Below are 21408 nucleotides of genomic sequence, written 5' to 3' on the forward strand. Positions count from 1 at the left end.
GCATGGCGGGGGAAACGGAAAGTCCATCGGCGGATGGCCCGCTTCCGCAGGTCATCGGCCTGGCCGCCCTGGCCAGGGCGGCGACCGATCAAGCCAGCGTCCAGGAGGTGCTGGAGGCGCTGATCGGCCGCGTCGCCGAGGATTCCGCCGACGCCGGCGCCCTCCTTGATCTCTCCACCCTGCTGCTCGCCACGGGCAATCGCGACAAGGGACTGGAGTTGCAGGGCTCGGCCATCGGTCTCCAGCGCTGCTATCGGGTGGGGGCTCCGCTTCCGGAGCCGGGCCTGCGGCTGCTGGTCTTCATGACAGCCGGAGACTTCACCGCCAACACGCCCCTGGAATTCCTGCTCGAAGGCTCCGACGTCGAGCTCATCGCCTGCTTCGTGGACGGGCCTCCCGTCGCGCACGGCCTGCCGGACCACGACCTCGCCTTCCTCGCGGTGGGCGAGTCCGAGACGGCCGGACCGCTGCTCGCAAGCCTGGACGGCGCGTTCGCCCAGTGGCCCAGGCCGGTGTTCAACGCACGTGCGGACGTGATCGCGGGTCTGACCCGCGATGGCGTGGCCGCGAAGTTCCCGAACCACCCGCACGTGCTTTGTCCGGCCACCGCGCGAACGTCCCGCCGGCGCCTGGCGGACGTCGCCGCCGGTCGCGAGCCGCTGGCGGCGCTGGCGGAGACCCTGGCCTTCCCGATCATCGCCCGGCCGGTGGGCAGCCATGCCGGCGTCGGGCTCGAGAAGCTCGGCGGTCCGCAGGCGCTGGGGGACTACCTCGCTGCGCACCCGGATGCGGAGTTCTTCGTGGCCGGCTTTGTGGACTACAGCGCGCCGGACGGCCGCTTCCGCAAGCTGCGCGTTGTGTTCATCGACGGGCGCCCGTTCCTGAGCCACCTGGCGGTGTCGGAGCGCTGGATGGTCCACTACCTGAACGCCGACATGGCGCAGAGCTCCGCCAATCGCGACGAAGAGGCCGAGGCGATGGCGACGTTCGACGACGGCTTCGCCGCGCGTCACGCGGCCGCGTTCCGCGCCCTGACCACCGCGTTCCCGCTGGACTACTTCGGCATCGACTGCGCGGAAACGCCGGACGGCAGGCTGCTGGTGTTCGAGGTCGACGTGGCGATGATCGTGCACGCCACGGATCCCGAAGACCTGTATCCCTACAAGAAGCCGGCGATGTCCCGGCTGTTCGCCGCCTTCGTCTCGGCCCTGAAGGCCCGGGCGGCGCCGGCCCGATGAGCCTGGGGGCGGAGCCTGATGCCGGCGCTGATGCTGACCGCACCGCTCACATGACCGGCCCCGCCGCCGGCGAGCTGATCCTGGGCCTGGACGAGGACGCCCCTGAACCGCAACGGCTGTCGGACGCGCTCGACGCCCTGGCGCAGGGTCAGTCTGATCGGCTCAGTCTCGAGGACGCCCTGGAGGCCCTGGGCGCGCGATCCTTCGGCAGCCTGATGCTGGCCATGGCGCTGCCGGCCATGTTCCTCCCACCCGGAGCCGCGGCCCTGCTGGGCGCGCCGCTGGTGGTCATCTCCGCGCAGCTGATGATCGGGCGACCGCGGCCGTGGCTGCCTCGGCGGATGCGCGGCCTGAGCCTCAGCCGGGAACGCGCGCGCAGGGTGCTGGGCGCCACGGCGGCGAAGGTCCGGTGGCTCGAACAGGCCCTGCGGCCCCGGCTCGCCAGCCTGTGCCGGCCCTGGCACGCGCGCGCGGTCGCTGCGGCCTGCGTCTGCCTGTCGGTCGTGCTGATGCTGCCCGCCCCCTTCGCCCACACGGCCGCGGCGCTGGGCGTCGTCGCGTTCGCGGCCGGCCTGATGGAGGCCGATGGCCTGGCCCTGCTCGCCGGCTGGGGTTTCGCGCTCGGCTGCGGGGCGCTGATGGCCCTGCTGATCGGCGGCGCGGCGCGCGGCATCGGGCTTCTCTGAAGGCTCGCCGGAGCGCCTACTGGTCCGGCTCGCAGACGTAGGTCGCGCTACCCTGGGTCGACGTGACCATTCGCGGGGTCGCGCCGCGGTTTGCGCAGTAGCGCGCCGCGGTCGGGTAGAGATCGTCACCCGGCCATTTGGCCCAGACCTTGATCCGGTCGCCGTCCGTCCGAGAGAGCTGCTCCGGCTCGGTCAATCCGGCCGCCAGCCGGGCGCAGGCCGAAAGGCCGCCGAGCACCACCAGGCCGGTGAGGAACACGGCGACCCTTGACCACCGTCTCCGATCGCAGGCGCTCGGCCCAACCGGGCTTCCACCACTCATCCGACCATCCCCCAACACGCGGTCGCCACCCGAACATCAGACGCCGCGCGAGGACCCGCCCCGCATACCGACGTCGCCGCAGTATGCCGACATTTCACTCCCAGGCACGTGATGATCCACGCTGAGGGAGGCCTCGTCCGCCGGCGTCATAGGAGGGGGGTGTGGGCGCCAGAGGGCGCCAAAGCCATCTCTCCGGCGCAGTGTCGTGATTGCGAAGGACATGAGCATGCCATGGAGGATCATTGCAGCCTTGGCCGCCATCGGGTGCATAGCGATCGCCTGCCATCCGCGACGTTCGATCTACATGGACACCCGCAAGGTTGCGTTGCCCGCGGAGCCCGCGGCCGCACACGACGAGGCGGAAGACGGGTCCGGGAAGTCTCGGGAGCCTGCCGGGCCGCCGCCTGCGCCCTCGGTCGCCCAAGCCCGACCGCCGGGCTGATCGATGCAGGCAGCCCTTCTCGCCGTGGTGGCCGGCCTGCTCCTGGCCGGCTGCGCGACAGTCGCGGGGCCCCAAAACCAGGTCGCGGGCGTCGCGCGGGCCGCGCCCAACCCAGACCCCTTCGAACCGCTCAACCGGGCCCTCTTCAGCCTCGGGCTCGGCCTCGACCGGGCGGTGGCGCGCCCTGTGGCCACCGCCTACCGCAGGATCCTTCCCCGGCCGGTGCGGCATGGCGTGCACAACGCGCTCCAGAACGCCGATGAGCCGATGGTCGCCATCAACGACGTGCTCCAGGGCCGGTTCGGCGCCGGCGCGCGCACGCTCGTGCGCTTCGCGACCAACACCACCGTCGGCGTCGTCGGCGTGTTCGATCCGGCTGCCAAGGCCGGCCTGTCGCATCACGACAACAGCTTCGCCTCGACACTTGGCCGGTATGGCGCGCCGCCCGGTCCCTATCTGTACATGCCGCTCCTGGGACCGCTGAACGTGCGCGGCGCCATCGGCGGCGCCGTCGACTACGTGGCCGATCCAGTGGCCCTTGCCAACTACTCCGGCGCCGCGACAGTCAATGTCGCGCGCACCTCGCTCTCGCTGGTCGATGAGCGGGCGGAGGCTGAGCGCGAGATCAATGCGCTGTTCGTGTCCGCCACGGATCCTTACGCCACGGTCCGTTCCGTGTTCCTGCAGTCCGAGGCCGCGTCGGGCGCGGAGCCGGTGCTGGAGGCCCTGCCCGACATGCCGGCCGCGCCGACCGAAACACCCGCTCCGCCCACCACCCCGAAAGTGGAGCCGTCCCCGCCCCCGTCGTCCGCACCGCCGTCGTGACCGGCCAGGACGCTGTCACCCGACTGGTCGCCGGCGTGGTGGCGCGCGCCTGCCGGCATGCGTCCGCAGTGGTCGCGATCGTGCTGCTGCTCAGCGTGGCGGCCACCGCCTACGGGTTCGCCCATTTCTCGGTCCACACCGAAGTCGCGGCCCTGATCCCGGCGGAAACCCCATGGCGCCGCGACGCCGCGGCCTTCGAACGCGCCTTCGCCGAAGAGGGTGACGACATCACCGTGGTGATCGACGCGCGAACGCCGGAGCTGGCCGAGGCTGCGGCGGCGCGGCTGGCCGCGGCGCTGCGCACGCGCCAGGACCTCTTCCGCTCCGTGAAACGCAGTGGCGCGGGACCGTTCTTCGCCCATGAAGGCCTGCTCTTCCTGCCCGCGGCCGAGGTCAGCCAGACGGCCGAGGCCCTGATCGCGGCTCAGCCTCTGGTCGCCCCGCTGGCGGCGGATCCGAGCCTGCGCGGCGTGATGACCAGCCTCACCACCGGCGCGTCGGCGGCGGCGGCAGGCCAGGCCGACCCCCACCGCCTCGCGGGGCCCGTCGCCGCCATCGCCGCCGCCGCCGCCGCCGTCGAGCAGGGACGGCCGGCCTTCTTCTCCTGGCGGCCGCTGATCACCGGCCAGGCTCCGGACCCTTCCGACGTGCGGCAGTTCATCGAGATCCTGCCGAACCTCGACGAGAGCAGGGCCTCGCCGGGCGAGGAGTCGGTTCAGGCGGTGCGGTCATTCGCCGACGCGCTGCGGCTCGATCCCGCCCACGGGGTGCAGGTGCGGATCACCGGCACGGTGCCGATGGAAGTGGACGAGCTCGCCGCCTTGAAGGAGGCGACGGGCCCGCTGGCGGCCATCAGCCTTGTGCTGATGCTGGGCGTCCTCTACCTCGCCGTCCGCTCGACCCGCATCGTCGGCGCGATCCTGGCCACGGTCCTGGCGGGCCTGGCGATCACCGCGGCGGCAGGGCTGGCGCTTGAACACCGGTTCAACCTGATCTCGGTCGCCTTCATGCCGCTGTTCGTCGGCCTCGGCATCGATTTCGCCATCCAGTTCTGCGTCCGTTACCGGGCCGAGCTGATCGGCGAGCCGGACGTGGAGCGCGCGTTGGACGGCGCAGCGGCCGGGGTGGGGCGCGGCCTGGCGCTGGCCTCCGCCGCCACGGCGATCGGCTTCTTCGCCTTCCTCCCGACACCCTACAAAGGGGTTTCGGAACTGGGCCTGATCGCCGGCCTGGGGATGATCGTGGCCGTGGTGCTGGCGGTGACCTTCCTGCCGGCGATGCTGGTTCTGCTGAAGGCGCAGAGCGCGGCGGCCGAGGCCGGTCTACCGGCGCTGCGGCGGGCCGACGCCTTCGTCGCGCGGAGATGGCGGTGGATCCTGGGGCTGGGCGCCGGCCTGGCCGTGGTGGCGCTGGTGCTGGCGCCCCTGCTGCGGTTCAACTTCGATCCCCTGCGCCTGCGCGATCCGCATTCGGAGTCGGTCGCCACCTTCCTCGACCTGGCGCGCGATCCGGACACCAACCCGAACGCCCTGGACGGCCTCAGCCCCGACCTGCCGGGCGCGCAACGCCTCGCCGCCAGGCTGTCGGCCCATCCGCAGGTGCGCCAGGTGATCACCCTGGCGAGCTTCGTTCCCGCCGATCAACAAGCGAAGATCGCGACGCTGCAGGACGCCGCCACGCTCCTGGATCCGACGTTGAACCCCTTCGACAGCGCAGCGCCCCCGACCGACGCAGACCAGGTCGCGAGCCTGCGCGGCGCCGCCCAGGCCTTGCGGGCGCTGGGCGCGAAGCCTGACGGTTCGGCGGGCGGCGACACCGCGCGGCTGGCCGGTCTGCTGGAGAGGGCCGCGGCCGGCCCCCCGGCCCTGCGGGCCCGGCTGCAGGACACCCTGGTCGCGGGGCTGCCGGTGGCGCTGGAACAGGTGCGGGCGGCGCTGAGTCCCGAGCCGGTGACCTTGGCCAGCCTGCCGCAGGAGATCCGGGAGGACTGGGTCGCCCGCGACGGCCGCGCCCGGGTGCAGGCCTATCCCGCCGCAAGCCCGGGCGACACCGCCGGCCTAAGCCGCTTCGTGGCGACGGTGCGGGAGGTCATGCCGCACGCCGTGGGAACCCCGATCGCGACGCTGGAGACCAGGCGCCTGATCCTGGGCGCCTTCGCGGAGGCCGGTGCGCTCGCCCTGGCGGCGATCACGGCGCTTCTCTACCTCGCCCTCCGCAACGTCCGGGACGTCCTTTTGACCCTGGCGCCGATGCTGTTGAGCGCCCTTCTGACCGTCGGCCTGTGTGTCGTGCTGGGACAGGACATCAACCTCGAGAACCTGATCGCCCTGCCACTGCTGCTGGCGGTGGGCGTATCTTTCAACATCTACTTCGTGGTGGCGCATCGGGAGGGCCGCCACGCCCTGCTCGCGTCCAGCCTGACGCGGGCCATCCTCTACAGCGCGGTGGCGACCGGCGTCGCCTTCGGGGCGCTCAGCCTTTCCGGCCATCCGGGCACCGCCAGCATGGGCCGGCTGCTGCTGATCGCGCTTGGCTGCACCCTGGTGGCCACCCTGGTCTTCCAGCCGGCGCTGCTGCGCGCGGTCGGTCGAGCTCCGGCGGGCCGCTAGCGCAGGCTGGCGGTCAGGTCGTTCAGGCGCTTCACCAGCCCTGCCGCGCCGCCCGAATGCAGCACGCCGGCGAAGTCCGCGCGCTGCGTGGCCAACTGGCTGACGCCTTCATAGTAGATGTCGACGATCTTCCACCCGCCACCGTACTCGCGCAGACGGTAGTTGAGCGCGGTGGGCTGTTCACCTGGCAGAGCGATGCGGGACTTCACCAGCTTGTCGGCGCCGCGCGTCTGGACGGCGGGATCGACGACGCAGGTCTGGCCGCTGTAGCTGTCGAACTCCTGGGCGAGACGCCCGGCGCTGTAGCGGGTGAGCGCGGCCACCACCGCGGACTTCTCGGCCTCGGTCATGGCGTCCCAGGCTGGGCCGGTGGCGAACTGCCCCATGATCCGCGTGTTGAACGATTCCTCCACCAGGGGCTGGAGCTTCTTAATCCGGGCCTGCGCGCCCTGGCCCTTGGATTGGCGGACCGTATCGACGAGCGCGCTGCAGAAGGACTCTGCCCTGCCCGCGGCCGGGTCGCCCGCCGCCAGCGCCGGTGCGACCGAGAGGCAGGTGAGGATGGCGGCTCCGAGAACGCTGCGAAACATCGATGATCCAATCCGATAGGCGCCCAAATCCATGACGCCGCGCCCCGGGCTCAACCTGACCTGCGTCTCCACGGGACCGGCCGACACCACGGCTGAAGCCGCACCATCGGCACTACGCGCCTTGTGGGACCGGCGGCGGGGGATATATCACTCCGGGGGCGGGCGGCAGGCCAGGGGTGAATGGGCCAGTGTTAGCGAAGGACGCGCCGAACGCCCTGCTGCAGGCGTTCTTCGAGCGCCGCGACAGCCTCAGGCGTTTCTACGTCGCACGCCTGGGCTCGGTCTCGGAGGCGGAGGACCTCCTGCAGGACCTCTATCTGAAGGTGGCCGCCGCGGAGGCGGACCAGGTCGAGAACCCCGCCGCCTATGTCTATCGTCTGGCCTCGAACGCGATGCTGGACCGCCTGCGGAGCCAGAGGCGCACGGCCATGCGGGAGCGCGACTGGCGCGACAGCCACCATGTCGTCCTCGCCGGCGAGGACGTCGCCGACCTGCCAGACGCCGAGCAGGTGGTCGCCGCGCGCGACCGCCTCGCCAGGGTGGTGCGGGCGCTCGACGAGCTGGGACCGCAGACCCAGAAGGTCTTCCGGCTGCACAAGTTCGACGGCCTCAGTCATCTGGAGGTGGCGCAGAGGCTGGGCATTTCCCGCAGCGCGGTGGAAAAACACGTTATGGCGGCGCTGAAGCACCTGCTGATCAAGGTTGGACGTTAGCCGCCATGAGACTGACGGGATTTGGGCGAGGGACTTGGCTCGCGGTGACGTCATCCCTGCGAGCGCCGATCCGGCGCGCCCCGAGCGACGCATCATGACCCTCGCGCCGACCGACGACCCGATCGCCACCGAAGCCTCGCAGTGGTTTGCGAAGGTGCGCGGCGCGGAGCTGTCCGACGCGGACTGGCTGGCGCTCACGGCGTGGCTGGAGAGCGATCCGCGCCATTCCGCCGCCTTCGACGCGTTGGAACGGCTCTGGGTCGACCTCGACGACGCGCCGGCCCGGAACCCAGCGACCGCGACCTCGACTGTGACCCCTCTCCGCCCCCGAGCATCCCAGGCGCCGCGGCGGGCGCAGCGCTGGCCCTGGGCCGCAGGCCTGGCCGCCGCGGCGGCCCTGGCGCTGTTCTTCGCCCTGCCCGACCTGCGATCCCACACCGACGCGCAGACCTTCGCGACCGGCCGCGGGCAGACGCGTGAGATCACCCTGGCGGACGGCAGCCACATCGCCCTCAACGCCGCCTCGCGGATTTCGGTGCGCCTGGAGCCCCGCAGCCGCCGCGTGACCCTCGCCGACGGCGAGGCCTCGTTCCAGGTGGCGCATGATCTCGACCGGCCGTTCTTCATCCACGCCGGCGACCGCGAGATCCGCGTCGTCGGGACGGAGTTCAACGTCGAACACCGCGGCCAGCAGCTCGCCGTCACCGTCCGTCGTGGGATCGTGGCGGTCGGCCCGGCGCAGGGAACGGGTCTGAAGGAGGAATACCGGCTGACCGCCAGGCAGCGCCTCGAGCACCGTGAAGGCGCGGCGTTCTCCACCGTCTCCTGGGTCGATCCGGAAGACGCCTTCGCCTGGCGCGACGGACGCCTGGTCTATCGCCATGCGCCGCTGGCCAAGGTCGCCGCCGACCTCTCCCGGCGCTTCCCCAAGACGATACGCGTGGCGCCCGACGCCGCGGAGCTGCCGTTCACGGGGGTCCTGCGGCTCGACAACGAGGAGGCCGTGGTCCGGCGGCTGGAGACCTTCCTGCCGGTGACCGCCAGCCACACCGCGGCGGAAATCAGCTTGAGCGCCCGCCCCAGCAGCTGAGGCGGTCCGGCGCAGCGCCGCTAGCGCGCGGTGGGAACGCTGCGCGCAGCCTTGTCCAGGAAGCCCAGGAAGTGGGCGGGGCCGATCACCCGCACCCCGGCGGCCTGCTGCTCGGCGAGGATCTCGGAGCGAAGCGCCTTCATCCGCGTCCAGTGCTGCTTGGGCCGGAAATGGTGCTCGGCGTGGTAGCCGTTGTTGAGGAAGGCCAGGTTGTAGAGCGGGCCGTAGGCGGAGACGCCGGCGGCGATGGGGACCTCGGGCTGCGCGCCCAGGTGCTCGTAGTAGGCGATCAGGAACGAGAGGCTCTGTCCGAGGTAGTAGAACGGGGCGAGCACCGCCACGAACTCCCAGCGGATCAGCGCCAGGACGCCGTAGACCGCCACCATCACCCAGAATTCCTGCAGCGCCCGGCGCGCTTCGTCCGGGCGCTTTCGACCGATCTCGCGGGCGACGGTGAACGGGCCGTCGTCTCGCCAGAAGCCCATGAAGACATAGGAGAGCATCGGCTCGGCCTTGCCGTCCGCGCCGTGGCGGTAGAGCGAGATCGGATCGACGGTCTGGCCCTGGGCGTCCGGCCGGTCGGAATTGCCGGCGTGGTGCCGCATGTGGACGTAGCGGTACATGGTCTGCGGGACGCCGTTCTCCAGCGTCAGGGCGAGTTCGGTGAGCCGGTTGAGGGTCTTGGAGACGAAGAACGGATTGTGGATGAAGTTGTGCGAGACCGAGTCCTGGTTCCAGCCGATCGCCGCGGCATAGAGCACCCCGCCCAGCAGCCGCGCCGGCCAGCCCAACGCCGGCCAGGCCAGGAAGAAGGCCAGCAGCAGCGCCAGGTGCAGGTAGACGAGAACGGCGGGGACGGCGTCCCAGGCGCTGTACCGGAACAGCCGGCCTCCCGCCCTGCGCCGCGGGATTTCAGAGGCCATCAGCTCGCGCATCGTCGCCTGCCTTCCTAGGCCGCCCCGAAAGCCATCGACACGTTGAGCCCGCCGAAGGCGAAGGCGTTGAGCAGCAACCGCCGCGCCTTGATCGGCCGCACCTGGCCGACCACCACATCCACGTCGCAGGCGGGATCGGCCTCCAGGTAGTTGAGCACCGGCGGCGCCAGCTGCGCCTTGAGCGCCATCAGCCCGATGACCGCCTGCAGGGCGGCCGAGCCGCCGATCAGGTGGCCGTGGGCGCTCTTGGTGGCGATCACCGGATGCCGGCGCGCGCGGTCGCCGAACACCGCGCTGATCGACGCCGCCTCGTTCTCGTCGTTGAGCGGCGTGCCGGTGCCGTGCGCGGAGATCAGCACCTCGTCGGCCTCCAGCAGCCCGCCGGCCGCACAGGCCTGACGGATGGCGGCGCAGGTCCCCTCGAGCGAAGGCTGGGTGATGTGGAAGGCGTCCGAGGTCATGCCGCCCCCGAGATATTCGCCCAGCACCTCGGCGCCGCGGGCGCGGGCATGCTCCCAGTCCTCCAGCACCAGGACGGCCCCGCCCTCGCCCATCACCATGCCGTCACGGCCCTGGCTGAAGGGCCGGCAGGTGGTCTCGGCCAGGGCGTGGATGGCCTGCCATCCGACCATCGAACCGGGGGTGGCGATCGCCTCCGAGCCGCCGACCACCGCCACGTCCGCCAGCCCCGACTGGATCAGGCCGGCCCCCTGCACGATCGCGTGGGCGGACGAGGCGCAGGCGCTGGAGGTGGCGAACACCGGGCCGTGGATCCCGAACTGCATGGCGACGGCGCTGGCGGCGCCGGAGACCATCACCTTCGGCACCGTGGCCGGATGCATGCGGGCGGCCTTCTGGCCGAAGAACCGCTCGTAGCATTTCTCCAGCGTCGCCAGCCCGCCCTGGCCGTGGCCGAACACCACCGCCGTGCGCTGGTCGAGGGCCGCATGGCCGAGCAGTCCCGCCTGGGCCAGGCCTTCATGGGCGGCGCTGAGCGCCATCAGGGCGAAGCGGTCGACCGTGCCCGAGACCTTGCGGCCGTAGCCCGCCTCCAGCGCCGCCTCGAAGCCCCCGGGGACCAGGGCGGCCGGCAAGGTGACGGGCGCGGGCGCATTTTCGCCGGCGTCGAAGACGTGGGGCGCGATCCCGCCGCGGCCGCTGCGGACGGCGTCCCAGTTCTGCTGTGCGTCGTGGCCCAGAGCGGAGACCGCCCCAAGGCCGGTGACGGCGATGCGTCGCGCGCTGCTCATGACGTCGCGGGCTCCGCATTGATGCGTTGCATCAGGTAGTCGACCATCTCGCCGAGGGTGGTCATCTGAGGCATGTCGCCCTCCTCGATGACGACGCCGTAGCGCTCCTCCAGCTCGAACAGCATGGTGATGACGTCGAGGGAGGAGATCCCCAGATCGGCGAGCGTCGCCTCGCGGACGAGCTTCTCGCGATCGATGATCGCCTCCTCGGCGATCAGGTCGAGCAGCTGGGTTTCAGTGGCTTTCATCGGGTCCCTCCTAGGGATCGCAGTCGGGGACGAGCGCATCGCGCGTCGGCGGCGGTTGAATAGGGCGATGGGTTCCGGCCGGTCGTCAGGGGCGTCATGACCGCGCCTCCGGCTCGCCGAGCAGCCAGACGCCGGCGAGGATGGCGGCGCCTCCGACCACCTGCGGGAGGCTCACCGGCTCGCCGAACACGGTCCAGCCGAGGCCGACCACCAGCATGTAGCCCAGGGCGGTCATCGGGAACGCCGCGCTCAGCTTCAGCTGCGAGAGCACCACCATCCAGACCGCCAGGGTGAGGAGTTCGCAGGCCACCCAGGCCTGGGTCCAAGGGGTCCTGGCCGCCGCCGCCAGCCAGCCCAGGCCGAACCGTTCGCCGGTCAGCGCGTGGGCGGTCTCGACCGCCAGGTACTGGTTGACGACGCCGAGCACCGGCATGCCCAGCCAGACCAACGGACGCGCCGCGCGCGCGAAGCCCTGGTGGGCCACGGGTGGGGCCGCGGTCATGCCGCGCCTCGCATCGGGACCGGATCTTCCGCCAGCAGCGGCGCGGCCCACTTCAGCGCCCGGTTCACCAGCGGGCGGCGATGCCGGAAGTACATGTCCGCGCCACGCAGCCGGCTGCCCAGGCGCAGCTTGGTGGCGTACCCCGCCTGGCCGCTCTGGTAGCGCCTCAGGCCGCGCTCCAGGCAGAGCCGGACGTTGGTGATCCAGCTGACGAAGTAGAGGTTGTGGGCGGGGCCGCGGTCGCCCTCCATGCAGAAGAACTTGTCCAGCAGCACCTCGTCGTCCTGCAGCAGCAGGTTGCAGCCGATCAGGTCGTCGCCGACGAAATAGAGGACGCAGAACGCGCGGTCGGCCAGGGCGGCGAGCACGCCGCTGAAATAGGCCGCCGTCAGCTCCTCGAACTGCAGGTTCGAGCGCGCGCGGGTCTGCTGGTAGAGTTCGAGAACCCGCGTCTCCAGGCCCGCGATGTCGCTGCGGACCTCGACCCGCACCGCGTCCAGCGCCTTCAGCTTGCGCCGCAGGTCCTTGCGCGTCGCCGCGCTCAGGCGGGCGAAGTAGCCTTCCAGGTCGGGAAAATCGATGTCGAGCTCGGCCACCGGCATGCCGGGCGCCAGCTGGTACGAGGGCGAGCCCAAGGCCGCCCAGAGCCCGCGATCGGCGGCCGGCGCGTCCTTGATCGCCAGCAGCCCGCAGCCCTCCCTGGCCGCGGCCGCCTCGAAAGCGGTGAGCAGGGCGCGGAGCAGCTCCGGCTTGCGATCCGCGGCGATCCCTGGCGCGAACCCCAGGCCCACGTCCTCGGCGCACGGCGAGCCCAGCGCCGCCAGCCGCACGGTGAAGGCGCGCGGGGCCAGCCGGCGGGCGGCGGCCACCAGCCGCCGGCCGCCCTCGGTCAGGGTGGTGTCCAGGGAATAGTCGGTGAAGAATCCCGGCGCGGCGGCGACCACCTTGCCGCCGGCCTCCGCCACCACGTAGCGCCAGCTGAAGCCCGGCAGGCCGGCCGCCTCCACCGCAGCGAGGTAGTCGAACCCCTCCAGGCGATCGGCGAAGCAGCCGTCCCAGGCGGCGCGGCCGACCTCGTGGATCGAGCTGACCACCCGCGTCTCAAGCATCGGCGCTCGCTCCAGCTCGCGCCTCGCCGGCCCGTGGCGGCGCGCCGAAGAAGTCGGCGGTGATGTCGCCAACCAGGTCCCGCTGCTTGTCCACGTGGATCATGTGGTAGCAGTCGTCGAGCAGCCTAAGGTCGACCGGCCCGCCCAGCACCTTGCCCAGCCGCTCGGCGTTGCGCGGATGGCTCATGTCGTCGTCGCGGGCATGCAGGATCAGCGCCGGCTGGGTCACGTCGCGACCGACCCGGTCGATGTGGTCGGCAAGCCGGTGCATCTCGTGCATCGCGCCCAGCGGGACGCGGTCCAGCGCGCCGGGGATCACGGCGCCCTGGGTCGCCGCCATGCCCTCGCGCAGCCGCTCGTCCTTCAGGCCGAAGGGATAGGGTTCGACAAAGCTGATCCGCCGCAGCAGTGGCAGGCCGGCGAACGGCTTGGCCAGCGGCGTGACGGCGCTGTACCAGCGCCGCATGTTCCAGCCGTCGTAACGGTAGGTCATCGAATAGACCGCCGCGCCCGCCACCGCGGGCTCCTCCGCCGCCAGCGCCAGGCCCAGCGCGCCGCCGACGCAGATGCCGGCCACGTAGACCTCGTCGTGATCGGCCTGCAGCGCGGCGAAGGCCTCGCGGGCCGAGCCCAGCCAGTCGCGCCAGTCGCTGGCCAGCAGGGCTTTCTCGTCGGTCCCATGACCCGCCAGCAGCGGCGCCGCCACCGAGAAGCCGCGGCGGTGCAGGCGCTTGGCGAGGAACTTCATCTCGCCGGGCGCCCCGGTCATCCCGTGAAGCAGCAGCACCGCCTTGCCCAGCGAGCCCTTGAGCCGGAAGCTGAGCGCGCGCGCGGCGGCCGTGGGGGTCAGCAGGCCGCTCATGCTCCTGACGCTCCGATGCAGACGACGCCCGCGAAGATCAGGGCGGCGCCCAGCTTCTGTCGGGCCGACATGGACTCGCGCAGCATCACCAGACCGGCGAGGGGCACGCAGGCGTAGGTCAGGGTCATCACCGGATAGGCCAGGCTGAGCGGCGCGCGCTGGAGCACCAGCACCCAGGCGACGCTTTCCACCACCCAGAGCGCCGCGCCCGCCCAGATCAGCGGCTCCAGGGCCACTCCACGGACGAAGCCGGCGGATCGGCCGGCCCGATCGGCGCCCAGCTTGAAGCTGATCTGCTGCACCGTTTCGGCGGCGACGCAGAAGGCCAGCAGGCCAAGCGCCAGGGGCGCAAGTCGGGCCGGGCCCATCACGACAGCTCCGCGAACAGGTCGAGCAGGCGCAGGTTGGCCGCCTCGTTCACCGCCCGCGCCGCCTCGGGCTCCGGCCGACCCCAGGGCTGGTCGAGCAGCGCCTCGCCGCGCTTCAGCAGCCAGGCCGCCGGGCCCGCGCCATAGGCGGCCTGCGACCAGTCGCCGACCACGTCGGCCCCGATCACGCGTCGGCCCGCACTCGCCCGCCGGATAGCCGCGATGACGAAATCGAGGCTCGCCTGACCCTGGTCCCAGTTGGTCACCGCGTCCTGCGGGCGCAGCACGTCCTTGTCCACGGTGACGTAGACGCCCGACGTGGTGATGGCGGCGTCGAGACGGTCGAGGAACGTCGCCTCGCCCATGCTGGCGATCGTCGGCCAGGCGCGGCCTTCCAGCACCACCGCCTCGCCGCCGTCGGGCGCCGCCCAGGCGTAGAGCTCTAGCTTGTCCTCGGCCAGCAGGGCGAGGTCGCCTTGCCGCGCCCGGCCGCGGCCGACGTCGGGGCTGCAGACGCCGATGGTGATCACCCGGGCCACGCCTTCCATGCGCGCGGCGCGACCCACCCAGGAGCCGCAGTGGCGGCCTTGGGCCTGCCGCACCCAGTCCGGGTGGTTGTCGAAGTGCAGCACGGTGATCGGGCCGCCGTACGCCGCGACCGCGCGCTCGATCAGCAGCGGTGTCACGTGATGGAAATCGCCCGACCCGGCGAACACGACTTCCGCCTGTGGCTCCGGCGGGCAGGTCTTGAGGCGCTGACGCAGGTCCGCCAGCGTCTGCGCGGTGCTCCATAGCCGCAGGGCGGGCCCAAGGTCGCGCGCCGCGAGGATCCTGCCGCCGCCCTGCAGCGCGGCCCGCTGCAGCTCGGTCTGCCGCTCCAGAGACCCGTCAAGTTGCAGGATCATGCTGCGCATGTGGCTATCCGCGCGTGCAGCGGGTCAGCAGCGCGTCCAGCAACTTCAGCGCCAGGTCGATCTCCTCGCGGGTGATGTCCAGCGAGGGGGCGAGGGTGATGACGTTCTTGTAGTAGCCGCCGACGTCGAGGATCAGGCCTAACGTGCGGCCATCGACCTCCAGATCGCCCTTCATGGCCTCGGCCTCCATGCGATCGAGCAGGGGCTTGTTGGGGGTGTAGCCGTCAGCCTCGCAGATCTCGGCGCGAAGGGCGAGGCCGAGCCCGTCGACGTCGCCGATCTGCGGCCAGCGCGACTGCAGCTCCCTCAGCCCAGCGAGGAAGTAGGCGCCCTTCTCCGCGACCTGGCGCTCGTAGTCGCCCTCCGCGGCCATCCTCAGGGTCTCCAGGGCGATGGCGGTCCCCATCGGATTGGCGTTGAAGGTGGAGTGGGTGGACCCCGGCGGGAAGACGCCCGGGTTGATCAGAGCCTCCTTGGCCCAGACCCCGGACAGCGGATTGAGGCCGTTGGTCAGCGCCTTGCCGAACACCAGGACGTCCGGCTGCACCCCGAAGTGCTCGATCGACCACAGCTTGCCGGTCCGGTAGAGGCCCATCTGGATCTCGTCGACCACCAGCAGGATGCCGTAGCGGTCGAGCACCTTCTTCAGCTCGATGAAGAAGTTCTTCGGCGGAATGACGTAGCCGCCGGTGCCCTGGATCGGCTCGACGTAGAAGGCGGCGAACTCGGCCTGCCCTGTCTTGGTGTCGAGCACGCCGTTGTACTCGGTCTCGAACAGCCGCTCGAACTTCTGCACGCAGTAGGAGCCGTACTCCTCCTTGCTCATCCCCTTGGGGCCGCGGAAATGGTAGGGGAACTCGATGAACTGGGCCCGGTCGCCGAAGTGGCCGTAGCGCCGGCGGTAGCGGTAGGACGAGGTGATCGCGGAGGCCCCGAGGGTGCGGCCGTGGTAGCCGCCCTCGAAGGCGAACATCAGGCTCTTGCCGCCGCTGGCGTTGCGCACCAGCTTGAGCGAGTCCTCCACCGCCTGGGCGCCGCCGACGTTGAAATGGACGCGGCCCTTGGCGCCGAACTTGGCCTCCGCATCGCGGGCGATCAGGGCGGCGAGCTCCACCTTCTCGCGGTGCAGGTACTGGGAGGCGACCTGCGGCAGGCGGTCGAGCTGGCGATGCGCCGCGGCGTTCAGGCGCGGGTTGCGGTAGCCGAAGTTGACCGCCGAATACCACATCTGGAGGTCGAGGAAGGCGCGCCCCTCCGCGTCGTACATGTAGGAGCCTTCGCAGCTCTCGAAGAACTTCGGGTGGTCCAGGTAATGGACGGTGTCGCCCCAGGAGCAGTAGGCGGCCTCCAGGCTGCGCAGTTCGGACTCACTCAGATCGGCGACGGGGGCGTCGTACATGCAGAACTCCGGGGATCAGGTCAGATGGCCAGGACCTGCCGCTGCGCGGCGGGCGCATCGCCCACCAGCAGGGCCAGCGCGCTGGTCACGTCGTGGAAGGTCTCGAAAGGAATGAAGGCCTGGTCGCGCGAGGCGGCGTAGTCGGCCAGCGCGCCCTTGGCGAACAGGAGGTCGGCCCGGGCGGAGACGCAGAAGTCCGACCGCCCGTCGCCGACGAACACCGTGGTCGCCACTCCAGCCGGTGCGGCGCCCGCGGCGTCGCATTTGCAGACCCCGGATCGGGCCGCGCAGCCGGGTCGCGACCACGGCTGCTCCAGCCGCCACGCGCCGGGCTGGCCGCTCAGCTGGTTGGCCACCACGGCCTGGATCTCCGAAATCCCGTGGCGGGCGAGGATCCGGTCGATGAAATAGTCCACCCCGTCGCTGACGATGCTGACCGGGAAGCGGTGAGCGCCGGCCCAGGCCAGGAAGTCGACGAATCCGGGATCCAGCTGCACGGTGTCCAACGCCCCGTGCAGGTCCTCCTGCGAGCCGCCGATCAGGGCGACCTGCCTGCGCATGCACTGAGCCGCCGAAATCCCGCCGGCGACCCACTCGCTCTCCAGGTCCCGCCAGGCCGGATCGGCCAGCGCTTCCAGAACCCAGTCCGTCGTGTCCTGCTGCGTGATGGTCCCATCGAAATCGCAGATGATGCGCATAGAGCTTTCGCAGACCTCCACGTCGGCGCTCGCGCGCCCGTCCCACAAAGGTCTCGACGTCACGCCCGGCGCGCATCCTCAAAAAACGGGCGCGCGCGTGCGAAGGTGGGCGAACGGCCGCAGCGTGGGGTTGATAAGGGCGACAACCATGCGGGGCGACGCTAGAGCCCTGTTCGACCAAGCCGGGCCACGCCGCCAAGGGGGCGCTGAGCCGAGCACATGTGGAGGGCCTACAATCTCGCTGTGTAACCGAGGGGTCGGCGGCTTTGCGCAGGCGCTAGGCGTCGCGGGCGCGTTGTGCCTGGCGTCAGGATCGGCGCATGCGGCGCCGCTTATCCGTTTTCACGTGCCTGCCCAGGCCACCTCGGAGGCCCTGCTGCAGGTGGCGCTGCAGGCCGGGGCCTCGCTCGGCGGCGAGCTCGACGCCTGCCGCGGCGCGTCGCGCGCGCTCAATGGGCGTCTGACGCTGGAGGCGGCGCTGAACCAGTTGCTGGCCGGCCAGCCGTGCCGCTTCCGGCTGGATTCGCGCGGCGCGATCCTAATCGTCGCCGCGCCCCCGGGCCGGCCCCAGCCGCACACGCCGCCGCCCCTCGCACCCCGCCCACCCGTGGCGGCGGCCGCCGCCCCCGCGCCCACGACCGTCGCCGTGGGCGAGCTGGTGGTGACCGCGGGCCGGCGCGCAGAGCTTCCCGGACGGACCCCGTACGCCATCAGCGCGCTGCGCGGTTCGGACCTGCCGAGGCTTGGGGTGACCGACATTCCCGCCCTGGCCTCGCTGGTCGCCGGCATGACCGTGACCAACCTGGGGCCCGGACGCGACAAGGTGCTGCTGCGAGGGCTTTCGGACGGGGCCTACACCGGGGTCACCCAGTCGACCGTCAGTCTCTATCTGGACGATGTGCCGGTCACCTATAACGCCCCTGACCCGGACCTGCGGCTGATCGACGTGGACCGAGTCGAGGTGATGCGGGGCCCCCAGGGCACGCTCTACGGCGGGGGAACGATGGGGGGCATCGTGCGCGTCGTCACCAACAGGCCCGACCTGGACACCTATTCCGGCGAAGCGACCGCGGGCCTCTCCTACACGCTGTCCGGGGGGATCAACACCAGCCTGGAAGCCGTCGCCAACATGCCCGTGCTGCCGGGTCGTGTCGCCCTCAGGGCCGCCGCCTACCAGGAGCACTGGAGCGGCTTTATCGACGACGTCAACCTGGGCCTGAAGCACGTCAACAGCGGCGGTCGCGACGGGGCGCGGCTGGCGGTCCGTGCGCAGGTCACCGACGACTGGTCTGTGACCCTCGGCGGCATCCATCAGTCGATCAACACCGACGACACGCAGTACGTCCTGGCCGGCCTGGGCCGGCTGCAACGGGCGAACAGCGTCCGCGAGCCGCACGACAACGATTTCGACGAGGTCTCCGCCACCGTCGAGGGCGGCGGCCGTTGGGGACGCGTGGTCTTCTCGCTGGCGCGGTTGCTGCACCACTACGACAGCCGGTACGACGCGACCCCGGCGGTCGGCGCCTTCACAGACCAGCCTGGCGCGGCGGCGTTCGACGACTCGCGGCGGGTCGACCTGCTGGTCAGCGAACTGACGCTGTCGTCGTCGCCCGACGAGCGCTGGCGCTGGCTGGCAGGCGCCTTCGCCTCCAGCGGCAGGGTCGACGCGCAATCGACCCTGGATCAGCTCAGCCCCGCGCCAGCGCAGCTCTATGCGGAGACCCGCGTCGACCACATCCGGGAAGTGGCCGTCTATGGAGAGACCGCCTACGACCTGACCTCACGGCTCAACGCGGTCGTCGGCCTGCGCTGGTTCAGCTTCGCCTTCTCCACCGACTCGCTGGTGACGCAGGGACCCGGCAGCCGGACGTTCAGCGACAGCGGCGAGGCCAACGGCTTCTCGCCCAAGTTCTCGCTGCGCTACCAGCCCAACGGGCGGACGACCTACTACGTCCAGGCGGCGGAAGGATATCGCCCCGCCGGCTTCAACACCGCCGGCCCCGTCGGCGAGACCTTCGACGGTTCCTCCGGCGGCCTGCGGCGGCAGTTCGACGCCGATGAGCTGTGGAACTACGAGGTGGGCGCCAAGCTGCAGCTCATGGATGGCCGGGTCCAGCTGCGCCTGGCGGCCTTCTATGCGGTCTGGGGCGCGATCCAGAGCGACCAGTATCTGCCCTCCGGGCTGCCCTACGCCGTGAACGTCGGCGACGGCGCCAATCGCGGGCTGGAAGCCGAGATCGACTGGCGACTGTCGCCGGCCTGGCGGCTGCGCGCCGCGGCCCTGGTGGACGATCCCCAGCTCACGCGCGTCAACCCGAACTTCCAATCAAAGCCCGACGCGGGCCTGCCCGGGGTGACCAGCGGCTCGGTGAGCGCGGCGCTCTCCTATCGTCGGCCGCTGACCGGAAGCCTGGAGTTTCGGGCGGACGCCGAGGCCGCCTACCTCGGGCATTCGAACGTCGCCTTCGCGCCGCAAAGCTCCTCGCAAAGCGGTGGCTACGCCACCGCCCGGATCTCGGTCGCCCTGGAGGCGCCCCATTGGGCGGTGAGCGCCTTCGTCGACAATCCGGCCAACAGCAGCGCCAACACCTTCGCCTTCGGCAATCCCTTCAGGATCGGCCGCCAGAAGGTCATCACCCCGCTGCGGCCGCTGACCGCCGGGGTGAACCTGACGATGCGCTTCTAGCGCTGCGCATCGCCAGGCTGTCCAGGCGACGATCTAGCGACGTGGCAGTCAACCTGCCGCCGCCCGGCGCCCTAGCGCGCGGCGCGGTTCGCAGCCTTGCGCCGCGTCCTGCTCGGCAGGCTGGGGGTCGTCGAGGCCGCGACCTAGCGCGCGATGGCCGCCGCGGCGTGGAAGGCGCCGCTCTCGTAAAGCGCCTTGGCTCGCGCCTCCGGACCTTGCCGCTGGTGGTGCTCGCAGTTGCGGGGGAACTTGCGCAAGGCCCGTCCGGGGCGGCCCAGGAACGTGTCGCGGCTTGCCTCGGGCGTTCCAGTAGCTCCCCGTGACGCTGTCAGACCGAACTGGCGGCGCTGATGACCGCTGGAAACGCAAAAGGCCCCCTTGCGGGGGCCTCAGGCGATACGACGCCAGTAGTGGGTGCGGGGACAGGATTTGAACCTGTGACCTTCAGGTTATGAGCCTGACGAGCTACCGGGCTGCTCCACCCCGCGGCAAAGCTGGTAAGAAGTATCGTGATTTGAAGGGTGATGGGCGAACACATCCGTTTGGTAGACCTGGCGGCGACCTACTCTCCCGCGCCTTAAGACGAAGTACCATCGGCCCAGAGGGGCTTAACGACCGAGTTCGGAATGGGATCGGGTGGGGACCCCCCGGCAAAACCACCAGGTCAACGAAACGGATGTGAAGAAGACATCATCATCTGAGCTGCTCAAACCAGAGCGCGCATGAATTTTGATAAGAACGATCAAGCCGATCGAGCGATTAGTACCAGTAAGCTACATGCCTCGCGGCACTTCCACACCTGGCCTATCAACGTGGTGGTCTACCACGGCTCTCGGCGAAGCCTTGTTTTGAGGTAAGTTTCCCGCTTAGATGCTTTCAGCGGTTATCTTGTCCACACTTAGCTACCCTGCTGCGCGGCTGGCGCCACGACAGGTCCACCAGAGGTGTGTCCATCCCGGTCCTCTCGTACTAGGGACAGATCCTCTCAAGCTTCGTACACCCACGGCAGATAGGGACCAAACTGTCTCACGACGTTCTGAACCCAGCTCACGTACCACTTTAATCGGCGAACAGCCGAACCCTTGGGACCTGCTCCAGCCCCAGGATGTGATGAGCCGACATCGAGGTGCCAAACTTTGCCGTCGCTGTGGACGCTTGGGCAAAATCAGCCTGTTATCCCTAGAGTACCTTTTATTCGTTGAGCGATGGCCCTTCCATACAGAACCACCGGATCACTATGGCCGACTTTCGTCTCTGCTCGACTTGTCAGTCTCGCAGTCAGGCGGGCTTATGCCATTGCACTCGACGAGCGATTTCCGACCGCTCTGAGCCCACCATCGCGCGCCTCCGTTACACTTTGGGAGGCGACCGCCCCAGTCAAACTACCCGCCACGTCATGTCCCGGATCCGGCTTACGGACCGCGGTTAGACGTCAGTAACAACAAGGGTGGTATTTCAAGGTTGGCTCCACCGAAGCTGGCGCCCCGGTTTCATAGCCTCCCACCTATCCTACACATGTTGTCACTAACGCCAAGGCGAAGCTGTAGTAAAGGTTCATAGGGTCTTTCCGTCTGACCGCGGGAACCCCGCATCTTCACGGGGAATTCAATTTCGCTGAGCCTATGCTGGAGACAGTGGGGAAGTCGTTACGCCATTCGTGCAGGTCGGAACTTACCCGACAAGGAATTTCGCTACCTTAGGACCGTTATAGTTACGGCCGCCGTTTACCGGGGCTTCAATTCGGAGCTTGCACCCCTCCTTTTAACCTTCCGGCACCGGGCAGGCGTCAGACCCTATACGTCGCCTTACGGCTTCGCAGAGCCCTGTGTTTTTGATAAACAGTCGCTACCCCCTGGCCTGTGCCACTCATTCTTGCTTGCGCAAGGTGAGTCACGCTTATCCCGAAGTTACGCGTGCAATTT

Annotated in this window: 19 protein-coding genes, 1 tRNA gene and 2 rRNA genes (1 of these 22 only partly in view); 7 read left to right on the forward strand and 15 right to left on the reverse strand. The window is 70.2% G+C overall.

From position 1 onward, the window contains the following. Nucleotides 1-2: 2 nt before the first annotated feature. Together DJ021_RS00635 and DJ021_RS00640 are read left to right on the forward strand one after the other, a co-directional pair. The gene (locus tag DJ021_RS00635) at nucleotides 3-1238 is read left to right on the forward strand and encodes an ATP-grasp domain-containing protein (RefSeq protein ID WP_111455686.1); all 1236 of its coding nucleotides are present in this window, start codon (nucleotides 3-5) and stop codon (nucleotides 1236-1238) included. Nucleotides 1239-1288: 50 nt separating this feature from the next. After that, nucleotides 1289-1924, forward strand: a complete 636-nt coding sequence (locus DJ021_RS00640) for an exopolysaccharide biosynthesis protein (RefSeq protein WP_165837068.1) — start codon at nucleotides 1289-1291, stop codon at nucleotides 1922-1924. 16 nt (nucleotides 1925-1940) lie between these two features. Here the strand turns inward: DJ021_RS00640 and DJ021_RS00645 are convergent, their stop codons facing one another. After that, complete coding sequence (locus DJ021_RS00645; RefSeq protein WP_111455688.1) at nucleotides 1941-2183, reverse strand: hypothetical protein; 243 nt, start codon at nucleotides 2181-2183, stop codon at nucleotides 1941-1943. A 508-nt stretch (nucleotides 2184-2691) separates the two neighbouring features. Here DJ021_RS00645 and DJ021_RS00655 point away from each other — a divergent pair. Continuing rightward, entirely contained in the window at nucleotides 2692-3513 is an 822-nt protein-coding gene (locus DJ021_RS00655) for an MlaA family lipoprotein (RefSeq protein WP_111455690.1), read from the forward strand. After that, nucleotides 3510-6122 carry an MMPL family transporter gene (locus DJ021_RS00660; RefSeq protein WP_111455691.1) on the forward strand — a complete coding sequence of 871 codons (2613 nt, stop codon included), beginning with the start codon at nucleotides 3510-3512 and terminating at the stop codon, nucleotides 6120-6122. Before DJ021_RS00655 ends, DJ021_RS00660 begins: the two co-directional genes overlap by 4 nt. On the opposite strand, the gene DJ021_RS00665 is transcribed toward DJ021_RS00660, so the two are convergent. Next, on the reverse strand, nucleotides 6119-6712 hold the full coding sequence (locus DJ021_RS00665) for an ABC transporter substrate-binding protein (protein ID WP_165837069.1): 594 nt from the start codon (nucleotides 6710-6712) through the stop codon (nucleotides 6119-6121). The two genes, DJ021_RS00660 and DJ021_RS00665, sit on opposite strands and share 4 nt — an antisense overlap. Before the next feature lie 188 nt (nucleotides 6713-6900). Between DJ021_RS00665 and DJ021_RS00670 the strand changes: the two genes are divergently transcribed. Both DJ021_RS00670 and DJ021_RS00675 read left to right on the forward strand, forming a co-directional pair. After that, nucleotides 6901-7425 (forward strand): RNA polymerase sigma factor, encoded by a 525-nt coding sequence (locus tag DJ021_RS00670; RefSeq protein ID WP_243625871.1) that lies wholly within the window; start codon nucleotides 6901-6903, stop codon nucleotides 7423-7425. A gap of 94 nt (nucleotides 7426-7519) precedes the next feature. Then, on the forward strand, nucleotides 7520-8515 hold the full coding sequence (locus tag DJ021_RS00675) for a FecR family protein (RefSeq protein WP_111455693.1): 996 nt from the start codon (nucleotides 7520-7522) through the stop codon (nucleotides 8513-8515). A 20-nt stretch (nucleotides 8516-8535) separates the two neighbouring features. Here the strand turns inward: DJ021_RS00675 and DJ021_RS00680 are convergent, their stop codons facing one another. The 10 genes from DJ021_RS00680 to DJ021_RS00725 all read right to left on the reverse strand — a co-directional run bounded on the left by DJ021_RS00680 (nucleotide 8536) and on the right by DJ021_RS00725 (nucleotide 16800). Beyond that, entirely contained in the window at nucleotides 8536-9450 is a 915-nt protein-coding gene (locus DJ021_RS00680) for a fatty acid desaturase family protein (RefSeq protein WP_207801742.1), read from the reverse strand. Between the two features lie 14 nt (nucleotides 9451-9464). Further along, nucleotides 9465-10700 carry a beta-ketoacyl-[acyl-carrier-protein] synthase family protein gene (locus tag DJ021_RS00685; RefSeq protein WP_111455694.1) on the reverse strand — a complete coding sequence of 412 codons (1236 nt, stop codon included), beginning with the start codon at nucleotides 10698-10700 and terminating at the stop codon, nucleotides 9465-9467. Next, nucleotides 10697-10948: an acyl carrier protein gene (locus DJ021_RS00690; RefSeq protein WP_165837070.1), complete on the reverse strand. Its 252-nt coding sequence runs from the start codon at nucleotides 10946-10948 to the stop codon at nucleotides 10697-10699. The genes DJ021_RS00685 and DJ021_RS00690 overlap by 4 nt, the downstream gene beginning before the upstream one ends. A 94-nt stretch (nucleotides 10949-11042) precedes the next feature. Continuing rightward, nucleotides 11043-11450, reverse strand: a complete 408-nt coding sequence (locus DJ021_RS00695) for a DMT family transporter (protein ID WP_111455696.1) — start codon at nucleotides 11448-11450, stop codon at nucleotides 11043-11045. Further along, entirely contained in the window at nucleotides 11447-12559 is a 1113-nt protein-coding gene (locus DJ021_RS00700; RefSeq protein WP_111455697.1) for a GNAT family N-acetyltransferase, read from the reverse strand. The genes DJ021_RS00695 and DJ021_RS00700 overlap by 4 nt, the downstream gene beginning before the upstream one ends. After that, nucleotides 12552-13421 carry an alpha/beta hydrolase gene (locus DJ021_RS00705; protein ID WP_111455698.1) on the reverse strand — a complete coding sequence of 290 codons (870 nt, stop codon included), beginning with the start codon at nucleotides 13419-13421 and terminating at the stop codon, nucleotides 12552-12554. Before DJ021_RS00705 ends, DJ021_RS00700 begins: the two co-directional genes overlap by 8 nt. Beyond that, nucleotides 13418-13789, reverse strand: coding sequence for a DMT family transporter (locus tag DJ021_RS00710; protein WP_111455699.1), 372 nt, complete (start codon nucleotides 13787-13789; stop codon nucleotides 13418-13420). Before DJ021_RS00710 ends, DJ021_RS00705 begins: the two co-directional genes overlap by 4 nt. After that, entirely contained in the window at nucleotides 13789-14703 is a 915-nt protein-coding gene (locus DJ021_RS00715) for an arginase family protein (RefSeq protein ID WP_111455700.1), read from the reverse strand. Before DJ021_RS00715 ends, DJ021_RS00710 begins: the two co-directional genes overlap by 1 nt. Before the next feature lie 4 nt (nucleotides 14704-14707). Continuing rightward, nucleotides 14708-16102 carry an aspartate aminotransferase family protein gene (locus tag DJ021_RS00720; protein WP_111455701.1) on the reverse strand — a complete coding sequence of 465 codons (1395 nt, stop codon included), beginning with the start codon at nucleotides 16100-16102 and terminating at the stop codon, nucleotides 14708-14710. A gap of 20 nt (nucleotides 16103-16122) precedes the next feature. After that, a complete protein-coding gene (locus tag DJ021_RS00725) occupies nucleotides 16123-16800 on the reverse strand; it encodes an MtnX-like HAD-IB family phosphatase (protein ID WP_111458922.1) in 678 nt (225 codons plus the stop codon). Nucleotides 16801-17146: 346 nt separating this feature from the next. Between DJ021_RS00725 and DJ021_RS00730 the strand changes: the two genes are divergently transcribed. Continuing rightward, nucleotides 17147-19486: a TonB-dependent receptor gene (locus DJ021_RS00730; RefSeq protein ID WP_165837071.1), complete on the forward strand. Its 2340-nt coding sequence runs from the start codon at nucleotides 17147-17149 to the stop codon at nucleotides 19484-19486. 411 nt (nucleotides 19487-19897) lie between these two features. On the opposite strand, the gene DJ021_RS00735 is transcribed toward DJ021_RS00730, so the two are convergent. From DJ021_RS00735 to DJ021_RS00745, 3 genes are all read right to left on the reverse strand, one after another. After that, nucleotides 19898-19974 (reverse strand) — tRNA-Met (locus DJ021_RS00735). 61 nt (nucleotides 19975-20035) lie between these two features. Continuing rightward, nucleotides 20036-20150: ribosomal RNA gene (gene rrf, locus DJ021_RS00740) — 5S ribosomal RNA — on the reverse strand. A gap of 74 nt (nucleotides 20151-20224) precedes the next feature. Beyond that, a 23S ribosomal RNA gene (locus DJ021_RS00745) occupies nucleotides 20225-21408 on the reverse strand (it continues 1604 nt past the right edge of the window).

Origin of the sequence: Phenylobacterium hankyongense (genome assembly GCF_003254505.1) — a bacterium.
Taxonomy (GTDB): Bacteria; Pseudomonadota; Alphaproteobacteria; order Caulobacterales; family Caulobacteraceae; genus Phenylobacterium; species Phenylobacterium hankyongense.